21 protein-coding genes are annotated in these 22,222 nt (G+C 71.5%); 15 read left to right on the forward strand and 6 right to left on the reverse strand.

The genetic code is table 11. The features are described from left to right. Positions 1-63 precede the first annotated feature (63 nt). Positions 64-3,627, forward strand: a complete 3,564-nt coding sequence (gene cobN, locus JHE00_RS21645; protein WP_200320949.1) for a cobaltochelatase subunit CobN — start codon at positions 64-66, stop codon at positions 3,625-3,627. 6 nt (positions 3,628-3,633) lie between these two features. After that, on the forward strand, positions 3,634-4,212 hold the full coding sequence (locus tag JHE00_RS21650; RefSeq protein WP_200320951.1) for a pyridoxamine 5'-phosphate oxidase family protein: 579 nt from the start codon (positions 3,634-3,636) through the stop codon (positions 4,210-4,212). On the opposite strand, the gene JHE00_RS21655 is transcribed toward JHE00_RS21650, so the two are convergent. Beyond that, on the reverse strand, positions 4,193-4,576 hold the full coding sequence (locus JHE00_RS21655) for a DUF7715 family protein (RefSeq protein ID WP_200320953.1): 384 nt from the start codon (positions 4,574-4,576) through the stop codon (positions 4,193-4,195). The two genes, JHE00_RS21650 and JHE00_RS21655, sit on opposite strands and share 20 nt — an antisense overlap. Before the next feature lie 62 nt (positions 4,577-4,638). Continuing rightward, on the reverse strand, positions 4,639-5,286 hold the full coding sequence (locus tag JHE00_RS21660; protein WP_200320955.1) for a winged helix-turn-helix transcriptional regulator: 648 nt from the start codon (positions 5,284-5,286) through the stop codon (positions 4,639-4,641). Between the two features lie 65 nt (positions 5,287-5,351). Here JHE00_RS21660 and JHE00_RS21665 point away from each other — a divergent pair, with 65 nt between their 5' ends. After that, on the forward strand, positions 5,352-5,780 hold the full coding sequence (locus tag JHE00_RS21665; RefSeq protein WP_200320957.1) for a PaaI family thioesterase: 429 nt from the start codon (positions 5,352-5,354) through the stop codon (positions 5,778-5,780). Between the two features lie 283 nt (positions 5,781-6,063). On the opposite strand, the gene JHE00_RS21670 is transcribed toward JHE00_RS21665, so the two are convergent. Beyond that, complete coding sequence (locus tag JHE00_RS21670; protein WP_200320959.1) at positions 6,064-6,483, reverse strand: SRPBCC family protein; 420 nt, start codon at positions 6,481-6,483, stop codon at positions 6,064-6,066. Between the two features lie 115 nt (positions 6,484-6,598). On the opposite strand from JHE00_RS21670, the gene JHE00_RS21675 reads away from it, so the two are divergent. From JHE00_RS21675 to JHE00_RS21685, 3 genes are read left to right on the forward strand one after another with little or no spacing between them, the layout of a single operon-like run. Beyond that, entirely contained in the window at positions 6,599-6,922 is a 324-nt protein-coding gene (locus JHE00_RS21675; protein ID WP_200320961.1) for a YbaB/EbfC family nucleoid-associated protein, read from the forward strand. A 22-nt stretch (positions 6,923-6,944) separates the two neighbouring features. After that, positions 6,945-7,253, forward strand: a complete 309-nt coding sequence (locus tag JHE00_RS21680) for a hypothetical protein (RefSeq protein ID WP_200320963.1) — start codon at positions 6,945-6,947, stop codon at positions 7,251-7,253. A gap of 6 nt (positions 7,254-7,259) precedes the next feature. Beyond that, a complete protein-coding gene (locus JHE00_RS21685) occupies positions 7,260-8,198 on the forward strand; it encodes a WXG100-like domain-containing protein (RefSeq protein WP_200320965.1) in 939 nt (312 codons plus the stop codon). 104 nt (positions 8,199-8,302) lie between these two features. On the opposite strand, the gene JHE00_RS21690 is transcribed toward JHE00_RS21685, so the two are convergent. Together JHE00_RS21690 and ilvD are read right to left on the reverse strand one after the other, a co-directional pair. Continuing rightward, positions 8,303-8,992 carry an SDR family oxidoreductase gene (locus JHE00_RS21690; RefSeq protein WP_307832051.1) on the reverse strand — a complete coding sequence of 230 codons (690 nt, stop codon included), beginning with the start codon at positions 8,990-8,992 and terminating at the stop codon, positions 8,303-8,305. Continuing rightward, positions 8,989-10,662, reverse strand: a complete 1,674-nt coding sequence (gene ilvD / locus JHE00_RS21695; protein ID WP_200320969.1) for a dihydroxy-acid dehydratase — start codon at positions 10,660-10,662, stop codon at positions 8,989-8,991. The genes JHE00_RS21690 and ilvD overlap by 4 nt, the downstream gene beginning before the upstream one ends. 33 nt (positions 10,663-10,695) lie before the next feature. On the opposite strand from ilvD, the gene JHE00_RS21700 reads away from it, so the two are divergent. Then, complete coding sequence (locus JHE00_RS21700) at positions 10,696-13,110, forward strand: Tex family protein (RefSeq protein WP_200320971.1); 2,415 nt, start codon at positions 10,696-10,698, stop codon at positions 13,108-13,110. Positions 13,111-13,182: 72 nt separating this feature from the next. Continuing rightward, positions 13,183-13,644 (forward strand): GreA/GreB family elongation factor, encoded by a 462-nt coding sequence (locus JHE00_RS21705; protein ID WP_200320973.1) that lies wholly within the window; start codon positions 13,183-13,185, stop codon positions 13,642-13,644. A gap of 101 nt (positions 13,645-13,745) precedes the next feature. On the opposite strand, the gene mftR is transcribed toward JHE00_RS21705, so the two are convergent. Then, positions 13,746-14,276, reverse strand: coding sequence for a mycofactocin system transcriptional regulator MftR (gene mftR / locus JHE00_RS21710; protein ID WP_307832052.1), 531 nt, complete (start codon positions 14,274-14,276; stop codon positions 13,746-13,748). Positions 14,277-14,427: 151 nt separating this feature from the next. On the opposite strand from mftR, the gene mftA reads away from it, so the two are divergent. Genes mftA through JHE00_RS21745 form a run of 7 tightly spaced genes read left to right on the forward strand, consistent with a single transcriptional unit; the run spans position 14,428 to position 22,135 of the window. After that, positions 14,428-14,517, forward strand: a complete 90-nt coding sequence (gene mftA / locus JHE00_RS21715) for a mycofactocin precursor MftA (RefSeq protein WP_200320978.1) — start codon at positions 14,428-14,430, stop codon at positions 14,515-14,517. Beyond that, positions 14,507-14,791: a mycofactocin biosynthesis chaperone MftB gene (mftB, locus tag JHE00_RS21720; protein WP_200321326.1), complete on the forward strand. Its 285-nt coding sequence runs from the start codon at positions 14,507-14,509 to the stop codon at positions 14,789-14,791. Before mftA ends, mftB begins: the two co-directional genes overlap by 11 nt. Then, complete coding sequence (gene mftC / locus JHE00_RS21725; protein WP_200320980.1) at positions 14,788-15,990, forward strand: mycofactocin radical SAM maturase; 1,203 nt, start codon at positions 14,788-14,790, stop codon at positions 15,988-15,990. Before mftB ends, mftC begins: the two co-directional genes overlap by 4 nt. Beyond that, positions 15,987-17,900, forward strand: coding sequence for a mycofactocin system FadH/OYE family oxidoreductase 1 (locus tag JHE00_RS21730; RefSeq protein WP_200320982.1), 1,914 nt, complete (start codon positions 15,987-15,989; stop codon positions 17,898-17,900). Before mftC ends, JHE00_RS21730 begins: the two co-directional genes overlap by 4 nt. After that, complete coding sequence (locus JHE00_RS21735) at positions 17,897-19,861, forward strand: mycofactocin system FadH/OYE family oxidoreductase 2 (protein ID WP_200320984.1); 1,965 nt, start codon at positions 17,897-17,899, stop codon at positions 19,859-19,861. The genes JHE00_RS21730 and JHE00_RS21735 overlap by 4 nt, the downstream gene beginning before the upstream one ends. Beyond that, entirely contained in the window at positions 19,858-20,793 is a 936-nt protein-coding gene (locus JHE00_RS21740; RefSeq protein ID WP_200320986.1) for a mycofactocin-associated electron transfer flavoprotein alpha subunit, read from the forward strand. The genes JHE00_RS21735 and JHE00_RS21740 overlap by 4 nt, the downstream gene beginning before the upstream one ends. Next, entirely contained in the window at positions 20,786-22,135 is a 1,350-nt protein-coding gene (locus JHE00_RS21745) for an FAD-dependent oxidoreductase (RefSeq protein ID WP_200320988.1), read from the forward strand. The genes JHE00_RS21740 and JHE00_RS21745 overlap by 8 nt, the downstream gene beginning before the upstream one ends. Positions 22,136-22,222: the final 87 nt, after the last annotated feature.

Below are 22,222 nucleotides of genomic sequence, written 5' to 3' on the forward strand. Positions count from 1 at the left end.
GCCCGAGATCACCTTGACGGAGCCACCTCGGGCACTCCAGGGTGAGAATCGAGGAGGCTACCTGTGATCTTGCTGCTGTCCACGTCGGACACCGACCTGCTGAGCGCTCGCGCCAGCGGCGCCGACTTCCGGCTGGCCAACCCCGCCAGGCTCGAACTCGCCGAGCTGCCCGGTCTGCTGGAGGGCGCGCCGATCGTCGTCGTGCGCATCCTCGGCACCGAGCGCACGTGGGCCGAGGGCCTGCGTGTGGTCCGCGAGAGCGGCGCACACGTGGTGGTGCTCGGCGGGGAGCAGACGCCCGACGCCGAGCTGATGTCGCTGTCGACCACGCCCGCGGGCATCGCCACCGAGGCGCACGCCTACCTCGCCCACGGCGGCCCGGAGAACCTCACCCAGCTGCACCGCTTCCTCTCGGACACGCTGCTGCTCTCGGGCGACGGTTTCGAACCGCCCGCCGAGCAGCCCTCGTGGGGTGTGCTCGAACGCCCCGCCAACGATGGCCCCGTGGTGGCGATCCTCTACTACCGGGCACATCACCTCTCCGGCAACATCGCCTTCGTCGAGGCACTCGCCGAGCAGGTCGAGGCCGCGGGCGGCAGGGCGTTGCCGGTCTACTGCGCGTCGCTGCGCTCGCGCGAGCCGGAGATGATGGCCGAACTGGGCAAGGCCGACGCGCTGCTGGTCACCGTGCTCGCCGCGGGCGGCACCAAACCCGCCGAGGCCGGAGCGGGTGGCGACGACGAGTCGTGGGACGTGGCGGAACTGGCCGCGCTCGACGTTCCGACGTTGCAGGCGCTGTGCCTGACCAGCGATCGCGAGGCGTGGGAGGCCAACGACGAGGGCCTCTCGCCGCTCGACGCGGGCAACCAGATGGCGGTACCCGAGTTCGACGGCAGGCTCATCACGGTGCCGTTCTCGTTCAAGGAACTCGACGCCGACGGCCTGCCGCGCTACGTGCCCGACACCGAACGCGCCTCGCGGGTCGCCCGCATCGCACTCGCCCACGCACGCCTGCGCTACACCCCGCCGGAGCAGCGCCGGATCGCGCTGGTGCTCTCGGCCTACCCCACCAAGCACTCCCGCGTCGGCAACGCCGTGGGTCTGGACACACCCGCCTCGGCGGTGAAGCTGTTGCGCCGCATGCGAGAGCTGGGCTACGACCTCGGCGAGGACGCGTTCCCCGGCGTGGTGCCAACGGAGACCGACCAGCCGGACGGCGACGCGCTGATCCACGCGCTGATCGCCGCGGGCGGGCAGGACCCCGAGTGGCTCACCGAGGAACAGCTGTCCGGCAACCCGATCCGCGTGCCCGCCGAGCGCTACCGCGAGTGGTTCGACGCGCTGCCCGCGGAGTTGCGCGACGGCATGACCGAGCACTGGGGCCCGCCGCCCGGCGAGCTCTACGTCGACGACGGCGACATCGTGCTCGCGTCGCTGCAGGCGGGCAACGTGCTGCTGATGATCCAGCCGCCGCGAGGGTTCGGCGAGAACCCGGTGGCGATCTACCACAACCCGGACCTGCCGCCGAGCCACCACTACCTCGCCGCGTACCGGTGGCTCGAGGAGGAGTTCGGCGCACACGCCGTGGTGCATCTCGGCAAGCACGGATCGCTGGAGTGGCTGCCCGGCAAGACGGCGGGCCTGTCGGCGTCGTGTGCTCCGGACGCTGTGCTGGGCAACCTGCCGCTGATCTACCCGTTCCTCATCAACGACCCCGGCGAGGGCGCGCAGGCCAAGCGCCGCGCCCACGCCACGATCGTCGACCACCTGATCCCGCCGATGGCGCGCGCCGAGAGCTACGGCGACATGGCGCGACTGGAGCAGCTGCTCGACGAGCACGCCAACATCGCCGCGATGGACCCGGCGAAGCTGCCCGCGATCCGCCAGCAGATCTGGACGCTGATCCAGGCCGCGAAGCTCGACCACGACCTCGGGGTCGAACAACGTCCGCACGACGCGGAGTTCGACGACTTCCTGCTGCACATCGACGGCTGGCTGTGCGAGGTCAAGGACGCCCAGATCCGCGACGGCCTGCACATCCTCGGCGAGGCGCCGACGGGCGAGGCGCGGGTCAACCTCGTGCTGTCGATGCTGCGTGCGCAGCAGATGTGGGGCGGGAAGCAGGGCGCCGTCCCAGGCCTGCGCTCGGCACTCGGCCTCACCGAGAACGCGCCGATGTCCGAAGTGGACGCCGTGGAACAGACCGCGCACGCGCTCGTGTCCGCGATGGAGGAGCACGGGTGGGCGGTCGACGCGGTGGACTCCGTGTGCGCGGCCACCCCGGCGGCCGCCGACGTCCTGCGCTTCGCCGCGACCGAGGTCGTGCCGAGGCTCGCGGGCACCGACGGCGAGATCGACGCCGTGCTGCACGCCCTCGACGGCGGCTACATCCCGGCCGGCCCCAGCGGTTCGCCACTGCGCGGGCTGATCAACGTGCTGCCCACGGGCCGCAACTTCTACACCGTCGACCCCAAGGCGGTGCCCAGCAGGCTGGCGTGGGAGACCGGGCAGGCGCTCGCCGACTCACTGCTGCGGCGTTACCGCGAGGACACCGGCGACTGGCCGCGCTCGGTGGGGCTGTCGGTGTGGGGCACCTCCGCCATGCGCACGTCCGGGGACGACGCGGCCGAGGTGCTCGCGCTGCTCGGTGTGCAGCCGGTCTGGGACGAGGCGTCGCGCCGCGTCACCGGCATCGAGCCGATCCCCCTGTCAGAGCTGGGCAGGCCGCGCATCGACGTGACCGTGCGCATCAGCGGGTTCTTCCGCGACGCGTTCCCCCACGTGATCCACCTGATGGACGACGCGGTGCGCCTGGTCGCCGGGCTCGACGAGCCGGCGGAGCAGAACTTCGTCAGGGCCCATGTGCGCGCCGACCTCGCCGCCCACAGTGACGAACGCCGCGCCACCACCCGCATCTTCGGTTCGAAGCCGGGCACCTACGGCGCCGGCCTGCTGCCGCTGATGGACTCCGGCAACTGGCGCGACGACTCCGACCTCGCCGAGGTCTACGCCGTGTGGGGCGGCTACGCCTACGGTCGCGACCTCGACGGCGCCCCCGCCCGCGAGGACATGGAGAGCTCGTACAAGCGCATCGTGGTGGCGGCCAAGAACACCGATACCCGCGAGCACGACATCGCCGACTCCGACGACTACTTCCAGTACCACGGCGGCATGATCGCCACGGTGCGCGCGCTCACCGGCACGGCGCCCGCCTCGTACGTCGGGGACAGCACCACACCCGACTCTGTGCGCACCCGGTCGCTCGGTGAAGAGACCGCGCGCGTGTTCCGGGCCCGCGTGGTCAACCCGCGCTGGCTGGCCGCCATGCGCAGGCACGGCTACAAGGGCGCGTTCGAACTCGCCGCCACCGTCGACTACCTGTTCGGTTTCGACGCCACGGCGGGCGTGGTCGACGACTGGATGTACGAGAAGCTCTCCGAGTCCTACGTGCTGGACAAGGAGAACCAGGAGTTCCTGGCCCAGGCCAACCCGTGGGCGCTGCGCGGCATCATCGAACGGCTCAACGAGGCCGCCGACCGTGGGCTGTGGGAGCAGCCGGATCCCGAACTACTGGACAAGATGCGCGAGGTGTACCTCCGTGTCGAGGGAGATCTCGAAGGGGACTGAGGCGCGATGAAGGTGCACGAGGGCATCAACGGCAGGCTGCGCGAGTTCATCATCGCCCAACCGGTGTTCTTCGTGGGCACCGCGCCGACGTCGCCGGACGGGCACGTGAACGTGTCGCCGAAGGGCATGGCGGGCACGTTCGCGGTGCTCGGCGAACACCGGGTCGCCTACCTCGACTACACGGGCAGCGGTGCCGAGACCGTCGCGCACCTGCGCGACAACGGCCGCATCGTGCTGATGTTCTGCGCGTTCAGCGGGCCGCCGAACATCGTGCGCCTGCACGGCCGCGGCCGCGCCGTCCCGCGGGACAGCGCGGAGTACGCCGAGCTGCTCGAGCACTTCACGCCGGAGCAGGAGCACGGCGCGCGCACCATCATCGACGTCGAGGTGGAGCGCGTGAGCGACTCGTGTGGCTTCTCCGTGCCGCTGATGGACTACGCGGGCGAACGTGACCTGCTGCTGCGCATGCACTCCCGGCGCAGCGACGACGACCTCACCGAGTACTGGACCAGGAAGGACTCCCACAGCATCGACGGCCTGCCCGCACTGGAGGGCACCGGACTCGTCACGGAGCCCGCTCCCTGACCTGCACGTACTCCAGCCGGTGTTCCACCACCGCGCCCTCAGGCAGCTCGCCGCTCAGCTCCAACAGCGCGTCGGCGATCTCCGGCGACAGCACCGAATCGAAGCCCTGCCAGTCCAAACTGGACCGGATGGCCTCGATGTAGTCGGCCCGGTCGAGCGGCACCGTGCGCACCATCGCCGTGGTGGTGGCGCCATGCGAGTTCAGGCCGGCGAACCCGCGCCCGCACCCGCAGCCACCGTCGGGATCGTGCCGGTCCTTCGCGCACATCGGCGCGATCCACACCAGTTCGCCCTCGACGCACCGGTGGTAGTCGTCGGGCCGTGCACCCTGCGTTCGCGCCGTCGCGACCAGAACCTTGACCATTGCCGGCTCCTCCCCCGCGCGCTGTCTCGCCGAAGTCCTGTCTAACAGCGGGCACCGACAGTTCAGGACGCGTCGCGCAGGATGTAGCCGGCGAACCAGGTCGGAAACGCTCTGCGAAGAGCGGTCGGTCCGGTCAGCTCCACCGCGCCGGACCGCACCAGCTGCGGCCACCCGAGTTCGCCGATCCAGTAGCGGGTCAGCGCGTCGAGTTCGGCGTCGACGGTGAGCGAGATCGGAAGGCCGATGTCGTCGGGGCACAACGTCACCGTCGGACGGCGGACGTAGAGGTAGTAGATCGACGTCGGCTCGCGGAACCGCAGTGCCACCACGGTTCGTTGGGCGGGCAGAGCTTCCGGGACCACGCGGCGCCGGATGTCCCACACCAGCGAACCCGCGTCGAGGTCGTCGGGCTCGAGTTCCCTGCGGTCCCAGCGCATCGCCCACCCGCCGAGCTCGCGCACGACGCCGGCCAGGTCCCGGCCCGCCTCGGTGAGCCGGTAGCCGCCGTCCTCGCGCCGGATGACGTCGTGACGCTCCAGCGTCTTGAGCCTGGCCGAGAGCATCGTCTTGGAGATGCGGGGAATGCCGCGCCGGATGTCGTTGAACTGCCGCTCCCCCAGCAGCAGCTCACGCACGATCAGCAGGGTCCACCGTTCGCCCAGGATCTCGAGTGCGCGCGCGACCGCGCAGAACTGTCCGTAGCCGCCCATCCCGTGACCTTAGGGGTACGGATTTCGTACTTGTCCCGCCGAACGGGCGCACTACCGTGAGTCGCATGACCGGTCTGGAACTCCTGCGTGCCCTGCTGCGCGGCGACATCGCCGCGCCGGGGATCGGCAAGACGCTCGGCTTCGAGCTCGTCGAGGTGGACGAGGGCAGGGCGGTGTTCGAGGGCGGCACCGGCGAGCATCTCTACAACCCGATGAACACGGTGCACGGCGGGTACTTCGCGACGCTGCTCGACTCCGCGCTCGGCTGCGCGGTGATGTCGACGCTGCCGGAGGGCAGCACGTACACGACGGTGCAGCTGAACGTCAACATGCTGCGCGCGGCCACCGCCGGCACGGGGCCGCTGCGCGCGACGGCCACCACCGTGCACGTCGGGCGCACCATCGGCACCGCGGAGGCCCGCCTGGAGGGCGTCGACGACGGCAAGCTCTACGCCCACGCCACCACAACGTGCGCAATCCGCCACTCCCGATAACCCGGCCACCCCAGCCCGCGAGTCCCACGCCCAGGCTCGCGAGTCCCCCGCTCCGGAGCGCGAATCCCCCGCCCAGGCGCGCGAGTCCCGCACTCCGGCTCGCGAGTCCCCCGCTCCGCCTGACGAGTCCTGCGCCCAGACCCGCGAGTCCCGCGCTACGGAGCCCGTGTCGTGCACCCAGGCCCACGCGTCGCGCACCCGGCACGCGAGCGCGCACCCAGACCCCACGAACCGTGCGCCTCAGACCGCGAGTCCCGCCCCCAGGCCTCAGCGCCGGTACAGCTCAGGAGCTTTCGGCGGCGCGTTTGAGCCCGTCGGCCTCCAGGTTCACGTAACGCCGCGACAGGCCGCCGAGCACCATGCCCAGCACGGCCCCCAGCGGCCCGCGCTGCTCCAGCGTGAGCGTGGCCGTGACGGCTCCGTCGGCGTCGGTGAGCCAGTGCCCGCCGATGGTCGTGACGCCGGGTCCGCGCGTCTCCCAGGTGAAACCGGCCGACTCGGTCAGCTCGGTGACCCGCCAGACCTGCTCGGGAAGCCGCGGCTGCTTCACGCGCGCCTGGCTGCCGACCCGCAACGGGCCGGTGTCCAGCCTGCGCACCGACGTGATGGATTCGGTCCACCGGGACCAGCTCTCGATATCGGCGAGCGCGGCCCAGACCACTTCGAGTCCGGCATCGACTCGCCGGACGACTTCTAGCCTCATGAGGCAATGTAACGAGCCGGAGCAGCCGTGGCCAGAAGCTGCCACGCGAGCCCGGCCGGGCGCCGCCCGCGACAGAATTTCCCCACGTGTCGGCAGGGACATGAGGGAGACGGGCATGGAGACGCGACACCTGGTGCTGACCTACGAACCGGTGCGGTTCGAGCAGTTGGCCGACGAGATCAGGGACATCCAGACACGGCTCGCCGAGGTCGAGGAGACCGCTGAGTCCGACGACGGCCTGATCACGGTCAAGGTGAACGCGCGCGGTGACCTGCTGGAGCTGGAGCTGGACCCTCGGCTCTACCGCAGCCCGGACTCCGCGGCGCTGTCCCGCGAGATCACGGAGACCTACCGCGCGGCGCGGGCGGCTGCCGACGAGCGCGCGTTCGAGCTCACGACGCGGCAGCTGGAACTGACGTCGGCCTCGGCGAAACGCTGAGCAGAGCGAAGGGAGACCGGCAGTGGCTGGACAGGACGGCGTGCACATGGACACCGACGGCGCAACGTCGGCGATGACCGGCGTCGGAGACGCGGGCAGTAACTTCCAGAGCAAGTGGTCGGCGGCGGTCTCGGGTGGCACCGGCGGCGTCGGGCAAGGCCCGATGGGAGCGGGTTTCCTGGCCGGGTTCGCGCCCGGCGAGCAGCGGCTCAACGACGAGGCCGCGAGGATCGCCGAGGCCGCGCAGAAGCTGGCCGAGGCGGGCAGGCTCGCGGTCCAGGACTACCTCGACGCCGACGCCCGCGGCGGCCAGTCGTTCCCGCAGGGTTGAGCGCGCATGGCCATCGCTGAACCGAACAACGAACTGTGGGCCGCGGTCAAGGCGATCTCCGATCCCTGGCCGCCCGACAACGAGGACCAGGTCCAGAAGCTCGCCGACGACTGGCGCAAAGCCGGTGAGACCGCGCACCTGATGGGCACCGAGCTCAACGACGCGCAGAAGGCCTCCCAGCAGGCCTGGAACGACCCGGCCGGGCAGACGATGGGCCAGCAGATCGGCAACGGAGCCGTCACGCTGGACAGCCAGAAGGCAGGCGCCGAGCAACAGGCCGCGATGGCCGAGCGCTACGCCAAGGCCCTGATCAACGTCAAGAACGCCATCGTCGCCGACATCAACGCGAACCTGCCCGCGTACCTCCAGCTGGGCAATCCGATGTACGGCGCGGCGGGAGCGGCCCAGCAGCAGCAGTTCGCCGCCGAAATCGCACAGCGGCTCCAGGCATTGGTCGACGCGCAGACCCAGGGACTGCAGGCACCGCCGCCCGCGCCGGACAGCACGACGGCGATGAGCAAGGCGGGCCACATCGCGGGGATGATCGCGACGGTCGCGGGTGTCGGTGCCCTGATCCCCGGCGTGAACATGATCGCGGCGCCGATCGCGCTGGTGGCCGGCGGCGCGGCCCTGGCACTGCACGCCGGCGACATGGCGGCCACCGGCAGCTACGACGATCCCCGGGCCTGGCGCATGGTGGCGGGTGACGCCGTCGGTCTCGTCCCCGGCGTCCGCGCAGCGAAGGCGGCGGCCGCGGGCGTACAGGAAGTCAAGGCCATCGACGTGGTCGACTCCGCATCAAGCGTCGCCCTGACAGCACCCCTGGCCAAGGACATGCTTGGCCACGGCGACGCGATCAACGACCAGAACATCGACCTGGCGGCGAACACGAACATCAGCAAGAACGTCGCGAAGGAGCTCTTCGTCGTGCCCAGCAGGCGCTGAGCCGGCCGACTCAGCGTCCGGAGCGGGCAACTCGCGCGCCTGAGCGGGGGACTCGCGCGCCTGAGCGGGGGACTCGCGCGCCTGGGCGGGGGACTCGCGGGTGGTTATGGGCCGTAGACCGGGACTTGGGCTCCGCTCACCACTCCGGACTCGTCGCCGCACAGGAAGGCGATCACCTTCGCGATGCGCTCCGGCGACACCCAGCCCGAGCGGTCGGCGTCGGGCTGGCTCGCGCGGTTGGCCGGGGTGTCGATCATGCTCGGCAGCACCGCGTTGACGCGGATGCCCCGGCGCGAGTACTCGGCGTCGAGCGCGCCGACCAGGCCCAGCACGGCGGCCTTCGAGGTCACGTACCCGGCGGCGCCGGGGAACGGGTGCAGCGCGGCCTTGCTCGACATGCACACGATCGCGCCGCCGCCCGCCTCGAGCAGGTGTGGCACCGCCGCCTGAGCCGTCAGGTAGGTCGGCCGCAGGTTGAGCCGAAGCTGGTGCTCGAAGTCGTCCACCGGCGTCTCGGCGACGCGCTCGCCCATCGCGAAGCCGCCCACCAGGTTCACCACCGCCCGCAGGGGTGCGCCCGCGTCGCTCGCGGCCCGCTCGGCGCAGCGCGCGGCGTCGGCGGGATCGAACAGGTCCGCGCGCACCAGTTCGAGTCCGTCGGCCTCGCCCAGCCGCTCCAGCTCCCGCTCGGCGATCCACGGCACGACGACGCGCCAGCCGTCGGCGAGCAGTTCCCTCGTCACCGCGACACCGAGTCCCCCGGTGCCGCCCGTCACCAGCGCTGTCCTGTTCACGAGCACACCGCCCCCCGCGCCGCCGAGCCAACGAGCTTGGAGTACTTCGCCAGCACGCCGGTGCGCCGCGGCGGTGGCGGCTGCCGCCAGCCCTCCCGGCGGCGCTCCAGTTCGGCCTCGTCCACCACGACGTCGAGCGTGCGAGCGGCCAGATCGAGCACGATCGGGTCGCCGTCGCGCACGAACGCGATCGGCCCGCCGTGGGCCGCCTCGGGAGCCACGTGCCCGACGCACAGCCCCGTGGTGCCGCCGGAGAAGCGGCCGTCGGTGAGCAGCAGGACGTCCTTGCCGAGCCCGGCGCCCTTGATCGCACCGGTGACGGCGAGCATCTCGCGCATCCCCGGCCCGCCGCGCGGACCCTCGTTGCGGATCACCACCACGTCACCGGCCTTGAGCTCGCCCAGCGCGTCCATCGCGGCCTGTTCGCCGTCGAAGACCCGCGCGGTGCCCTCGAACCGGGTGGAGTCGAAGCCCGCGCTCTTCACCACCGCGCCCTCGGGCGCGAGCGTGCCGTGCAGGATCGTCAGCCCGCCCGTGGGGTGGATGGGGTCCGAGAGCCTGCGGAGCACCTCGCCGTCCAGCTCTGGCGGGGCCAGCTCGGCGAGGTTCTCGGCGAGCGTCGCCCCGGTGACGGTGAGGCAGTCGCCGTGCACCAGACCCGCGTCGAGCAGCGCCTTGAGCACCACGGGCACGCCACCGACCCGGTCGACGGCGGTCATGACGTGCTTGCCGAAGGGCTTGACGTCGGCGAGGTGCGGCACCCGGTCGCCGATGCGGGAGAAGTCGTCGAGGGTGAGCTCCACCTGCGCCTCGTTGGCGATCGCGAGCAGGTGCAGCACGGCGTTGGTGGAGCCGCCGAGCGCCATCACCACCGCGATCGCGTTCTCGAAGGCCTCGCGGGTGAGGATGTCGCGCGCGGTGATCCCCTTGCGCAGCAGTTCCACCACCGCCTCGCCGCCCGCTCGCGCGAAGCCGTCGCGGCGGCGGTCGACCGACGGCGGACTGGCCGAGCCGGGCAGCGACATGCCCAGCGCCTCGGACACGCACGCCATCGTGTTGGCGGTGTACATGCCGCCGCAGGCGCCCTCGCCGGGGCAGATGGCCCGCTCGATGCGGTCCACCTCCTCGCGCGTGATGAGGCCCCGCGCGCACGCGCCGACGGCCTCGAAGGCGTCGATGATGGTCACCTCACGGCCGTCGACCGTGCCGGGCAGCGTCGAGCCCGCGTAGAGGAACACGGCCGCCACGTCGAGCCTGGCCGCGGCCATGAGCATGCCGGGCAGGCTCTTGTCGCAGCCGGCCAGCAGCACGGCGCCGTCGAGCCGCTCGGCCTCCATGACGGTCTCCACGGAGTCGGCGATGACCTCGCGCGACACGAGCGAGAAGTGCATGCCCTCGTGGCCCATCGAGATGCCGTCGGAGACCGAGATCGTGCCGAACTCCATGGCGAACCCGCCGCCGGAGTCGACGCCCTCCTTGCTGGCCTTGGCGAGGCGCTGCAGCGACAGGTTGCAGGGGGTGATCTCGTTCCACGACGAGGCGATGCCGATCTGGGGCTTGGCGAAGTCGTCGTCGCCCATCCCGACCGCCCGCAGCATGCCGCGAGCGGCGGCGCGCTCGATGCCATCGGTCACGGCCCTGCTTCGTGGCTTGATGTCGTAGTCGGCCATGGGCCGATGATGCCTCACTCGGCACAGGGCACAATGCCCTTCGTGGCTGAGAAGGTGTCGATTCATCAGAAGATCGCCGACGAGCTCGGTGTCCGCGAGGGGCAGGTCCGCTCCGCCGTCACCCTGCTCGACGAGGGCTCGACCGTGCCGTTCATCGCCAGGTACCGCAAGGAGGTGACCGGGGCGCTCGACGACACGCAGCTGCGCACGTTGGAGGACCGGCTGCGCTACCTGCGCGAGCTGGAGGAGCGCCGCACCACGATCCTCGAGTCGATCCGTTCGCAGGGCAAGCTCGACGCCGAGCTCGAGGCCCGCATCATGGCCGCCGAGGAGAAGGCCCGCCTCGAGGACATCTACCTGCCGTACAAGCCGAAGCGGCGCACCAAGGCCCAGATCGCCAAGGAGGCCGGGCTGGAGCCGCTGGCCGACGGCCTGCTCGGCGACCCGACCACGGAGCCGCAGGCCGCGGCCACGGTGTTCGTCGACCCCGAGAAGGGCGTGGCCGACGCGGCCGCCGCGCTGGACGGCGCCAAGGCCATCCTGGTGGAGCGCTTCGCCGAGGACGCCGACCTGATCGGCGAGCTGCGTGAACGCATGTGGAACCGCGGCTGGGTGACGTCGAAGGTCCGGCAGGGCAAGGAGACCGACGGCGCGAAGTTCTCGGACTACTTCGAGTTCGCCGAGCCGTTCACGAAGCTGCCCTCCCACCGCATTCTCGCCCTGTTCCGTGGTGAGAAGGAGGAGATCCTCGACCTCACGACGGACCCGGAGGAGCCGCCCGCTCCCGAGGCGGAGCCGAAGCGGGGCCCGAGCGACTACGAGATCAGCATCGCGGAGCGCTTCGGCATCGACGACCAGGGCAGGCCCGCCGACAAGTGGCTCGGCGACACGGTGCGCTGGGCGTGGCGCACGAAGATCCTGCTGCACCTGGGCATCGACCTGCGGATGCGGCTGCGCCAGGCCGCCGAGGACGAGGCCGTGCGCGTGTTCGCCGCCAACCTGCGCGACCTGCTGCTGGCCGCGCCCGCGGGCACGCGCTCGACGATGGGTCTCGACCCCGGCTACCGCACGGGCGTGAAGGTGGCGATCGTGGACGGCACCGGCAAGGTGGTGGCCACCGACACGATCTTCCCGCACAAGCCGCAGTCGCAGTGGGACCAGTCGCTGGCCAAGCTGGAGAAGCTGGCTCGCGAGCACAACGTGCAGCTGATCGCCATCGGCAACGGCACGGCCTCGCGCGAGACGGACAAGCTCGCGGGCGAGCTCGTGAAGCTGCGCCCCGAGCTGAAGCTCACCAAGATCGTGGTCTCCGAGGCGGGTGCCTCGGTGTACTCGGCGTCGGCCTACGCGTCGCAGGAGCTGCCCAGCCTCGACGTGTCGCTGCGCGGCGCGGTGTCGATCGCGCGCAGGCTGCAGGACCCGCTGGCGGAGTTGGTGAAGATCGACCCGAAGTCCATCGGTGTGGGCCAGTACCAGCACGATCTGGCGGAGTCGAAGCTCTCGCGCTCGCTCGACGCGGTGGTGGAGGACTGTGTGAACGCCGTCGGTGTCGACCTCAACACGGCGTCGGTGCCGCTGCTGAGCCGCGTGTCGGGCATCGGCACCACGCTGGCGGAGAACATCGTGTCGCACCGCGACGGCAATGGTCCGTTCCGCAGCAGGACCGCGCTCAAGGAGGTGGCGCGGCTCGGGCCGAAGGCGTTCGAGCAGTGCGCGGGCTTCCTGCGGATCCCCGACGGTGACGACCCGCTCGACGCCTCGAGCGTGCACCCTGAGGCCTACCCGGTCGTGCGCCGCATCCTGGACGAGACCAACGTGGGCATCCGCGAGCTGATCGGCGACTCGCGCGCCCTGCGCGGGGTCAAGCCGGAGTCGTTCGTCGACGACACGTTCGGCCTGCCGACGGTCACCGACATCATCGCCGAACTGGAGAAGCCGGGCCGCGACCCCCGGCCCGAGTTCAAGACCGCGACCTTCGCCGACGGGGTGGAGAAGATCGGCGACCTCGAGCCGGGCATGACGCTGGAGGGCGTGGTCACCAACGTGGCCGCGTTCGGCGCGTTCGTGGACGTCGGCGTGCACCAGGACGGCCTCGTGCACGTCTCGGCGATGTCGCACAACTTCGTCAAGGACCCGCGTGAGGTGGTCAAGCCGGGTGACGTCGTGCGCGTGAAGGTGCTCGACGTCGACGTGGCGCGCAAGCGGATCTCGCTGACGCTGCGGCTCGACGACGACGCCAAGCAGGGCGGCGGCGAGCAGCGCCAGCAGCGCGGCCAGGGCGGTCAAGGTGGTCAAGGCGGCCAGCAAGGTGGCGGCCGCGGCCGTGGCGGCAAGCCGCAGCAGCGCCAGGGCGGTCAGGGCAAGCAGCGTCAGGGCGGGCAGGGTGGCCAGGGCGGTGCGGGCGGCGCGATGGCCGACGCGCTGCGCAAGGCGGGCTACGGCCGCTGATCGAGGTCGCCGCCACGGGTGACCTCGGCGAACGACGTGGCGAGCCGGGCACTCAAGCCTGACAATGGGCCAATGACGTCCACCGGAGGCTTGAGCCCGGCGACCCGCGCGCGGCTCGAGAAGGAGCTCGACCAGCTACGCGAGCAACGTGAGTCGCTGGCCCCCCGGCTCGGGGAGGACCCGCTCGGCGACAGCGCGGACCAGGCCGACCTGCTCGAGCGCGCCGAGGTGGTGTCGCGGCTCGACCGTCGCATGGCGGAGGTCTACGACCTGCTGCACGGCGGCCCGTCCGCAGACCCCGAATCGGCGCTGCGCTCGGGCACACAGGTGACGTTGAAGTTCGGTGACGGCAGCGTCGAGGACATGGTCGTGGTCGGTTTCGCGGAGGAGGCCGACGAGGACGACGTGTCGGCTCTGACGGCCGACAGTCCGCTGGGGCGCGCCATCGCGGGTCACCAGAAGGGCGACACGATCACCTACCGCACGCCCGCGGGAGAGTCGACGGCGGAGATCGTGAAGTTCAAGGCCCCGTAGCGGTTGCCAGCCGCCGATGCCCACTGCGGTGAAGGGCACCTTTACTGCGTTCAACGCAGTAAAGGTGCCCTTCACCGCGTCTGGGGTAGGCCCGTGGGCGCTCAGTTCAGGGAGAAGCCTCGTGCCAGTTCCGAGAGCGCCTCGTCCAGGACGTCGCACAGTTGCCGTCCTGGCTCGGCCAGCCAGTGTTCGTACGCCGCGAGCGACACCCCGAGCGCGGCGTAGGCGATGGCCTGCGGGCGCAGCGCCCCGGGATCCTCTCCGAGTCTGCCCGCCGCGTGCTCGGCGACCACGGCCCGCCAGTCGCCGTAGCGCAGCGTCGAGTGCGCCTGCAGCGCGGGCACGCGCAGGATCAGCTCCATGCGCCTGCGGTGCCGCGGCACCTCCTCGGGGTCCACGCGGTTGAACTCCACCACCACGGCGCGCACCGATTCCATCAGTGGTTCGTCGGCCGGCCGCCGCGCGAACTGTTCCCGCATGTGGTCGAGCTGTTCGGTGAAGGCGCCCCACACCACGTCGTTCTTGGAGTCGAAGTAGCGGAAGAAGGTGCGCCTGCCGATGCCTGCGCGCTTCGCGATCGCGTCCACGGTGGTGGCGTCGAATCCCTCGTGGTCGAACAGTTCGAACGCCACGGCCTCGAGTTCGTGGTGGCTGGTCGCTCGGCGCCGGCCTGGCCGAACGGGTGGTTCCGACACCTTTCCGCCCCGATCCCTTCCATTTGGCACTCGGTGCCATATACCCTCGCGACGACGGTACAACCTGCTCAGTGAGGAGTAGCTTGCCATGAACGAGTCCGCCACCAATGAGGTCACCGTCGAAGAGGACCTGCTCGTCGAAGAAGTCTCGATCGACGGCATGTGCGGTGTCTACTGATCAGTTCGCCCCGGACCGGCCGTACCGGCTGAGCTCGTCGGTCTCGCTACGGCCGGAACCGTTCGGCGCTCTCGTGTACGACTTCACCACTCGCAAACTGTCGTTTCTGAAGACCCGGCTACTGGTTGACGTCGTCCGCGAACTCGAGCAGCAACCCGATGCGCAGGCCGCGCTGGTCTCGGCCGAGGTTCCCCCGGCCGAGCACCAGCGCTACCTCGACGCGCTCGCCGGGCTGCTCTCCGCGGGCACGATCGAAGCAAGAGGGACGTCATGAAACTCGTCGAGCACTTCCAGACCGGGCTGGACGCCCCGATCTGTCTCACCTGGGAACTGACCTACGCCTGCAACCTCTCGTGCGTGCACTGCCTGTCGTCGTCCGGCCGCCGCGATCCCCGCGAGCTGTCCACAGCGGACTGCAAGGCGGTGATCGACGAACTCCAGCGCCTGCAGGTCTTCTACGTCAACATCGGCGGCGGTGAACCCACCATCCGCCCCGACTTCTGGGAACTGGTGACCTACGCCGTCTCTCACGATGTCGGCGTGAAGTTCTCCACCAACGGCGTGCGCATCACGCCGGAGCGGGCGCGCTGGCTCGCCTCCACCGACTACGTCGACGTGCAGCTCTCCCTCGACGGCGCCACCGCCGAGGTCAACGACCACGTGCGCGGGCCGGGTTCGTTCGACACCACCGTGCGCGCCATGGAGAACCTGCGCGACGCGGGCTTTCGCGACTTCAAGATCAGTGTGGTGCTGACGCGGCACAACGTCGCCCAGCTCGACGAGTTCAAGCGCATCGCCGACGCATACGGCGCGCAGCTGCGGATCACGCGCCTACGTCCCTCCGGCCGGGGCGCGGACACGTGGGACGAGCTGCACCCCACGGCCGACCAGCAGCTCCAGCTCTACGAGTGGCTGGTCGACAACGGCGAGAACGTGCTCACCGGCGACTCGTTCTTCCACCTCAACGCGCTCGGCTCCACTCCGTTGCCGGGACTGAACCTCTGCGGCGCGGGCCGCGTGGTGTGCCTGATCGACCCGATCGGCGACGTGTACGCGTGCCCGTTCGCGATCCACGACGAGTTCCTCGCGGGCAACGTGCGTGACGAGGGCGGCTTCACCTCCGTGTGGCGCACGTCCGACCTGTTCGCGCGGTTGCGCACGCCGCAGACCGGCGGCGCGTGCACGTCGTGCTCGGCCTACGACTCATGCCAGGGCGGCTGCATGGCGGCGAAGTTCTTCACCGGCATCCCGCTCGACGGCCCGGATCCCGAATGCGTCAAGGGCAACGGCGAACGCGCGCTCGCCCTCGTCGGCGCCGACGCGGCCAAGCCGAGGCCGGACAAGGACCATTCCAAACCGAACCGGGCCAAGCGCAGCCGCATCGGTGTCGACATCGGCTGGGGTCCGCCCGAACCCGAACGCCTGCCGGATCGCGCGTGCGACACGAGTCCGCTGGCCGGTTTCCGGCCGTGAGACTCACCGAGCCGGTCATGCTGGCCGGCCGCCGCGCACCGTCACGCGTCGTCTTCGGGCCGCACGAGACGAACCTCGCGCGCGGCAGGGCGATCTCGCAGGCCCACGTGGCCTACTACGAGCGCCGCGCCGCGGGAGGTGCGGGGCTGGTCGTCACCGAGACGGCCAGCGTCGACGACTCCGACTGGCCCTACGAACGGGCGCCGCTCGCGGCCGACTGCGGCGAGGGCTGGGCCTCGGTCGCGCGAGCCTGCCGTCCACACGGGACGCTCGTGCTCGCCGGTCTCGGCCACGCGGGTTCGCAGGGCTCGTCGGCGTACTCGCAGCGGGCGCTGTGGGCGCCCTCGCGTGTGCCCGACGTCGCGAGCCGCGAGCTGCCGATGGAAATGGAGGCCGCGGAGATCCGCGCGGTCGTGGCCGGGTTCACGCGCGCAGCCGAGCTGGCCGTGGAGTCCGAGCTGGACGGCGTCGAGGTGGACGCGGGCCAGCACTCACTGCTGCGGCAGTTCCTCTCCGGGCTCACCAACCAGCGCGGAGACGCCTACGGCACCGACAAGGCGCTGCTGCTGCGCGAGGTGCTCGCCGCGGTGCGGGCCCGCCTCGGCGACGAACTGGTGCTGGGGCTGCGCCTGTCGTGCGACGAGCTGGCGCCGTGGGCGGGCATCACGCCCGAGCACGCGCAGGAACTCGCGACGGACCTCGCCGCCGGGGTCGACTACCTCGTGGTGGTACGCGGCTCGGCGATGGGCACCTCGGCCACGCGCCCCGACTCGCACACCGAGCCGGGCTTCAACCTCGAGCTGTGCCGCACGATCCGCACGGCCGTGGCCGGTGCGTCGCCGGTGGTGCTGCAGGGTTCCGTGGTGGATCCCGAGCAGGCCGAGCACGCGCTGGCCGACGGCGCCGCCGACCTGGTGGAGCTGACCCGAGCGCAGATCGCCGACGCCGAACTGGTGCGCAAGCTCGGCACACCGGAGCGCGTGCGGCCGTGCACGCTCACCAACCAGCGGTGCCGGGTGCGCGACAACCGCAACCCCATCGTCAGCTGCATCGGCGACCCGCGCAGTGGGCACGAGCTCACCGACACCCCCGTGGACGGCAGCGATACCCCACGATCCGTGCTGGTCGTGGGCGGCGGACCGGCGGGCCTGGAGGCCGCGCGCGTGCTCGCGCTGCGCGGGCACCGGGTGCGCCTGGTGGAGCGCGAGGACACCCTCGGCGGCGCGCTCGCGCTGGCCGCGCGGGTGCCCGGCCGCGATCGGCTGGGCCTGCTCGCCCGCTGGCTGGAGGACGAGGTGCGCGGGCTCGGCGTCGACATCGCCACCGGCACCGAGGTGGATCTCGCCGGGCTCTCCGGCGATGTCGTGGTGGCGACCGGTTCGGTGCCAGGACCGCGCGGCTACACCGTGTACGACGGCGGGCGCGTGCTCGACGTCGTGGACCTGCTGCGCGAGCCGTCCCTGCTGCCGGAGGGCCCGGTCGCCGTCCATGACCCGGTCGGTGACGCGGTGGGCGTCGGCATCGCCGAACTGGCGGCCGCGGCGGGCAGGCCGACCACGATCATCAGCCAGGACCAGGTGATCGGCACCCAGCTCGCCCTCACCGGCGACCTCGCCGACGCCAACGCCCGCCTGCAGCGGGCCGGAGTGCGCCTGGCCAAGCGCAGCGTGCTGCGCGAGGTGCACGCCGACCACGTGGTGGTCACCGACGCCGTCACCGGCACGCCCACCCGGCTCGACTGCACCACGTTGATCCACTGTGGACACCGGCTGCCCGATCCCGCCCCCGCGCCCGAGGGCGCGGTCGAGGCTGGCGACCGCGTGGCGCCCCGGACCGTGCACGAGGCCGTACTCGAAGGCCGCAGGGCGGCGCTGACGTTGGCGACGAGGCCGCTGGCGGTGCGCCCATGAGTGCCACGAGCCGCTACCGCCACTTGTTCTCGCCGCTGCGGCTGGGACCGGTGACACTGGCCAACCGCGTGGTGTTCTCCGCGCACCTGACGAACTACGCGCACGACGGCCTGCCGAGCGAGCAGCACGCGGCCTACTACGCGGCGCGCGCCCGGGGCGGCGCCGGGCTCATCATCACCGAGGAGCACTCGACCCACCCCACGGACTGGCCGTACGAGAAGCTGATCCACGGCTTCCACCCCGAGGTGGTCCCCGGCTACCGGCGCATCACCGACGCGGTGCACGCGCACGACGTCCCGGTCTTCGCCCAGCTCAACCACAACGGCGGGCAGGCGTCCAGCATGTACTCGCGACTGCCGGTCTGGGCGCCCTCGCCGGTGCCGGACCCGCTGTTTCGCGAGGTTCCCAAGGGCGTCACGCTCGCCGAGATCGACGAGATCGTGGCCGGCTACGCGACGGTGGCCGAGCACTGCAGAGCGGGCGGGTTCGACGGCGTCGAGTTGCAGTGCTCGCACTCCTCGATCGTGCGCGGCTTCCTCTCCCCCGCCACCAACGTGCGCAACGACGACTACGGCGGCTCGCTGGCCAACCGCGCGAGACTCCTGCTGCGGCTCGTGGCCGCCGTGCGCGAGGCGATCGGGCCGGGAATGGCACTGGGCGTGCGGCTGTGCGGTGACGAGCTGATCGAGGGCGGCACCACGATCGACGAGGCCGTCGAGGTGGCCAGATGGGTCGAGGCGAGCGGGTGTGTCGACTACATCAACACCTCGATCGGGGTCGCCACGTCGACGCTCTACATGATCGAGGCGTCGATGAGCATCCCGCCCGGCTACGCGATGTTCATCCCGAGCGCGCTGCGCAAGGCGGTGGACCTGCCGGTGGTCGGCGTGGGCCGGTTCAAGGACCCGCTGCAGGCCGACCGTGCGCTCGCCGAGGGACATGCTGACCTGATCGGCGTGGTGCGCGGGCAGATCGCCGACGCCGACTTCGTCGCCAAGGCGCGCGCCGGCCACGCGACGGAGATCCGCACGTGCCTGTCGTGCAACCAGGAGTGCGTGGGCCGCATGGGGCTCAACCGCTGGCTCGGCTGCATCGAGAATCCCCGCACGGGCAAGGAGAGCGTCGCGCTGCCGACGCCGATCCGGCGTGGCCGCAGGGTCGTCGTGGTGGGCGGTGGCCCCGCCGGGTTGCAGGCCGCGGCGACGGCTGCCGAACGCGGGCACGAGGTGACGCTGCTGGAGCGGCAGCAGGGCACGGGCGGGCAGGTGAGCCTCGCCGCGAGCGTGCCGAGCAGGGCCGAGTTCCTCGACGTGGTGCGCAACTCGCTGTCGGAGTGCAGGCGCTACGGCGTGGACGTGCGCACCGGTGTCACCGCGACCGCCGCCGAGATCCGCGCGCTGGAGCCCGAGGTGGTGGTGCTCGCCACCGGCGCGAGGCCGCAGGCGCCGTGGTGGGCGGGCGGTATCGAGCGCATCGTCGACGTGCGCGACGTGCTGGACGGCACGGCCGCGCCCGAGGGGCACGTCGTGGTGGTGGACGACCTGGGCTTCCACCAGGCCACGTCGGTGGCCGAACTACTCGCCGACCGCGGCTGCACCGTGCGGATCTCCACCTCGGGCATGGTCGTGGGCCAGGACCTGGGCGTGACGCTGGACCTGGAGACCTTCACCGTGCGCGCCGCGGCGAAGGGCATCACCCAGACCACCGACGAGGTCGTGCTGGGGGCCGAACAGGACGACGGTGGTGTGCGGCTGCAGATGCTGACGCACACCACCGGATCGACCACGGACGTGCACTGCGACTGGGTGGTCTGCGCGACGCACCAGACGCCGGAGGACGAGCTGTGGCACGAACTCTCGGGCGCGGCCGGGTTCGAGGTGCACCGCGTCGGTGACTGCGTGACGCCCCGCCGCGCGCACGCCGCCGTGATCGAGGGCCACCGGGTGGCGGTGGGGATATGAACGCCGATTGCGTTGCCCTGCTGGTGATCCGGCGTGGCGTGCCGCCGCTCGGCGGAGACGAGGCGGTGGCCGAGGCCGGTGGCGACGCGCTGCTCGTCGGTGCCGGGTGTGCCGAGGCCATGGCGCAGCTGCCGCCGTTGCGCCGCGCGTGGTGCGCCGAGTCCGGTGACTTCGCCGCCGGTGCGTGGGCGCGCGCGCTCGCGCCGGTGCTGCGCAACGTGCGCCGCGTGGTGCTGCCCGCCTCCGCCGACGGCAGGGATCTCGCGCCCAGGCTCGCGGCGGAGCTGGACCGGCCGCTGCTGGCCGGTGCCGTGCGGATCGGTGAGCGGGGCGCCGAACTGGCCCGCTGGGACGGACGGCTCGCGGTGACCGTGGATACGTCACGGCCGTTCGTCGCGACACTCGTGCCCGGGGTGCGCGGCAGCACGCCCGCCGAGGTGGAGCCCGAGGTCACCGCACTCGAGCTGACCGTGCCCGAGTCGGCCGACGCGCGGGTGCTCGAGGTGCTCGATCCCGACCCGGCCACCGCGGACCTCGCGGAGGCGCCGCGCATCCTCGGCGCCGGAGCGGGCCTCGCGCGCGGTGGGCTGTCCGGTCCGGAGTCGCTGGACCTGCTCGGCGAGGTCGCCTCGGCGCTGGGCGCCTCCCTCGGAGCGACGCGCGTGGTGACCGACGCGGGCTGGGCGCCCTACGAACGGCAGATCGGCACCACCGGTGTGGTCGTCGATCCCGATCTCTACGTGGCGTTCGGGGTCTCCGGCGCCACCCAGCACACCGGCGGGCTCGGCAACCCGCGCCACGTCGTGTCGATCAACACCGACGGCAGCTCGCCCATGACGGCGATGGCCGACCTCGGGCTGGTCACCGACGCGCAGGCGCTGCTGCGGGAGCTGGCCCGCCGTCTGGACGTCCCCGGGAGCGAACATGCGTGAGAGGGCAGGACCCGCGAGTACCGCGGTGATCGTGGACCAGCCCCGACGGCCGGACTTCGACGCGATCGTGGTCGGCGCGGGGCCCGCGGGCTCGGCCGCGGCACTGGAGCTGGCCAGGGCGGGACATTCGGTGGCACTGCTGGAACGCGGACCGTTCCCCGGCGCGAAGAACGTCTACGGCGGCGTCGTCTACGGCCGGGTGCTCGACGAGCTGATCCCCCGCTGGTACGACGAGATGCCGGTGCAGCGCTGGGTCACCCGGCGCCAGACCATGGTGCTCGACGGCGAACGCTCGATGACGGTGGACTTCCGCAGCCAGAACTGGGGCAGCGCGCCCTACAACGGCGCCACGACCTACCGCGCCGAGTTCGACGAGTGGCTCGCCGGGCACGCGCAGAAGGCGGGCGCGGTGCTGGTTCCCTCCACCGTGGCCACGCGGCTGTTGCGCACCGAGAGCGGCCGGATCGTCGGCGTGCGCACCGACCGGCCCGACGGCGACCTCACCGCCACGGTCGTCATCGCCTGCGACGGCGTGAACTCGTTTCTCGCCAAACAGGCCGGGCTCGTCCCCGGCGACCAGGCCGCGCACACCACACTCGGCGTCAAGGAGACGCTGGCGCTGCCTCGCAAGACCATCGACGAGCGCTTCGGCGTCAGCGCCAACGAGGGCGTGGACATCGAGATGCTCGGCTGCACCCAGGGGATCCCTGGCGGCGGCTTTCTCTACACCAACGCCGAGACGCTCAGCGTCGGGCTCGTGCTCGGGCTGCGGGGGCTCGCCGAGTCGGGCAGGCGGCCCGAGGAGATCCTGGCCGAGCTGAAACGGCACCCCTCGATCCAGCCGCTCGTGCGCGGCGCGGAGCTCGTGGAGTACTCCGCGCACCTCATCCCCGAGGGCGGCTACGACACCATGCCGCGGCTCGTCGGCGACGGCCTGCTGGTGGCGGGCGACGCGGCGGCGATGTGCCTCGCGGCCGGGATCTGGCTGGAGGGCGTGAACTTCGCGCTGGGCTCGGGCATGTACGCGGGCAGGGCGGCCGCGTCGGCGCTGGCCGCCGGCGACCTCGCCGGGCTGCGTGAGTACAAGCGCCTGCTGGAGTCGTCGTTCGTGCTCGCCGATCACAAGAAACTGCGCAAGGCGCCAGGGCTCGTGCTCTCCGAACGCATGCAGCGGCGCTACCCCGGCCTGGTGTGCGACCTGGTCGAGGGCATGTTCACCGTCGAGAACCCCCGGCCGAAACCGGGGGTGCGCAAGCTGCTGCGCGCGTCGGCGAAGCGCCACGGCGTGACACTGCGCGAACTGGCCCGCGACGCCCTCACGGGCCTCCGAACGTTCGGTTGAGGAGGCACCCACCTGTGAACCAACCAACCGCGGTGAAGGGCACCTTTACTGCGTTCAATGCAGTAAAGGTGCCCTTCACCGCATCCG

This window comes from Prauserella cavernicola (assembly GCF_016595675.1).
Classification (GTDB): domain Bacteria; phylum Actinomycetota; class Actinomycetes; order Mycobacteriales; family Pseudonocardiaceae; genus Prauserella_A; species Prauserella_A cavernicola.

What these genes read in the sequence shown, in the direction of transcription:
- JHE00_RS21650 (WP_200320951.1), top strand. Translation starts at nt 3,634, where the DNA reads ATGAAGGTGCACGAGGGCATCAACGGCAGGCTGCGCGAGTTCATCATC.
- JHE00_RS21655 (WP_200320953.1), bottom strand. Translation starts at nt 4,576, where the DNA reads ATGGTCAAGGTTCTGGTCGCGACGGCGCGAACGCAGGGTGCACGGCCC.
- JHE00_RS21660 (WP_200320955.1), bottom strand. Translation starts at nt 5,286, where the DNA reads ATGGGCGGCTACGGACAGTTCTGCGCGGTCGCGCGCGCACTCGAGATC.
- JHE00_RS21665 (WP_200320957.1), top strand. Translation starts at nt 5,352, where the DNA reads ATGACCGGTCTGGAACTCCTGCGTGCCCTGCTGCGCGGCGACATCGCC.
- JHE00_RS21670 (WP_200320959.1), bottom strand. Translation starts at nt 6,483, where the DNA reads ATGAGGCTAGAAGTCGTCCGGCGAGTCGATGCCGGACTCGAAGTGGTC.
- JHE00_RS21675 (WP_200320961.1), top strand. Translation starts at nt 6,599, where the DNA reads ATGGAGACGCGACACCTGGTGCTGACCTACGAACCGGTGCGGTTCGAG.
- JHE00_RS21685 (WP_200320965.1), top strand. Translation starts at nt 7,260, where the DNA reads ATGGCCATCGCTGAACCGAACAACGAACTGTGGGCCGCGGTCAAGGCG.
- ilvD (WP_200320969.1), bottom strand. Translation starts at nt 10,662, where the DNA reads ATGGCCGACTACGACATCAAGCCACGAAGCAGGGCCGTGACCGATGGC.
- JHE00_RS21700 (WP_200320971.1), top strand. Translation starts at nt 10,696, where the DNA reads ATGCCCTTCGTGGCTGAGAAGGTGTCGATTCATCAGAAGATCGCCGAC.
- JHE00_RS21705 (WP_200320973.1), top strand. Translation starts at nt 13,183, where the DNA reads ATGACGTCCACCGGAGGCTTGAGCCCGGCGACCCGCGCGCGGCTCGAG.
- mftA (WP_200320978.1), top strand. Translation starts at nt 14,428, where the DNA reads ATGAACGAGTCCGCCACCAATGAGGTCACCGTCGAAGAGGACCTGCTC.
- mftC (WP_200320980.1), top strand. Translation starts at nt 14,788, where the DNA reads ATGAAACTCGTCGAGCACTTCCAGACCGGGCTGGACGCCCCGATCTGT.
- JHE00_RS21735 (WP_200320984.1), top strand. Translation starts at nt 17,897, where the DNA reads ATGAGTGCCACGAGCCGCTACCGCCACTTGTTCTCGCCGCTGCGGCTG.
- JHE00_RS21740 (WP_200320986.1), top strand. Translation starts at nt 19,858, where the DNA reads ATGAACGCCGATTGCGTTGCCCTGCTGGTGATCCGGCGTGGCGTGCCG.
- JHE00_RS21745 (WP_200320988.1), top strand. Translation starts at nt 20,786, where the DNA reads ATGCGTGAGAGGGCAGGACCCGCGAGTACCGCGGTGATCGTGGACCAG.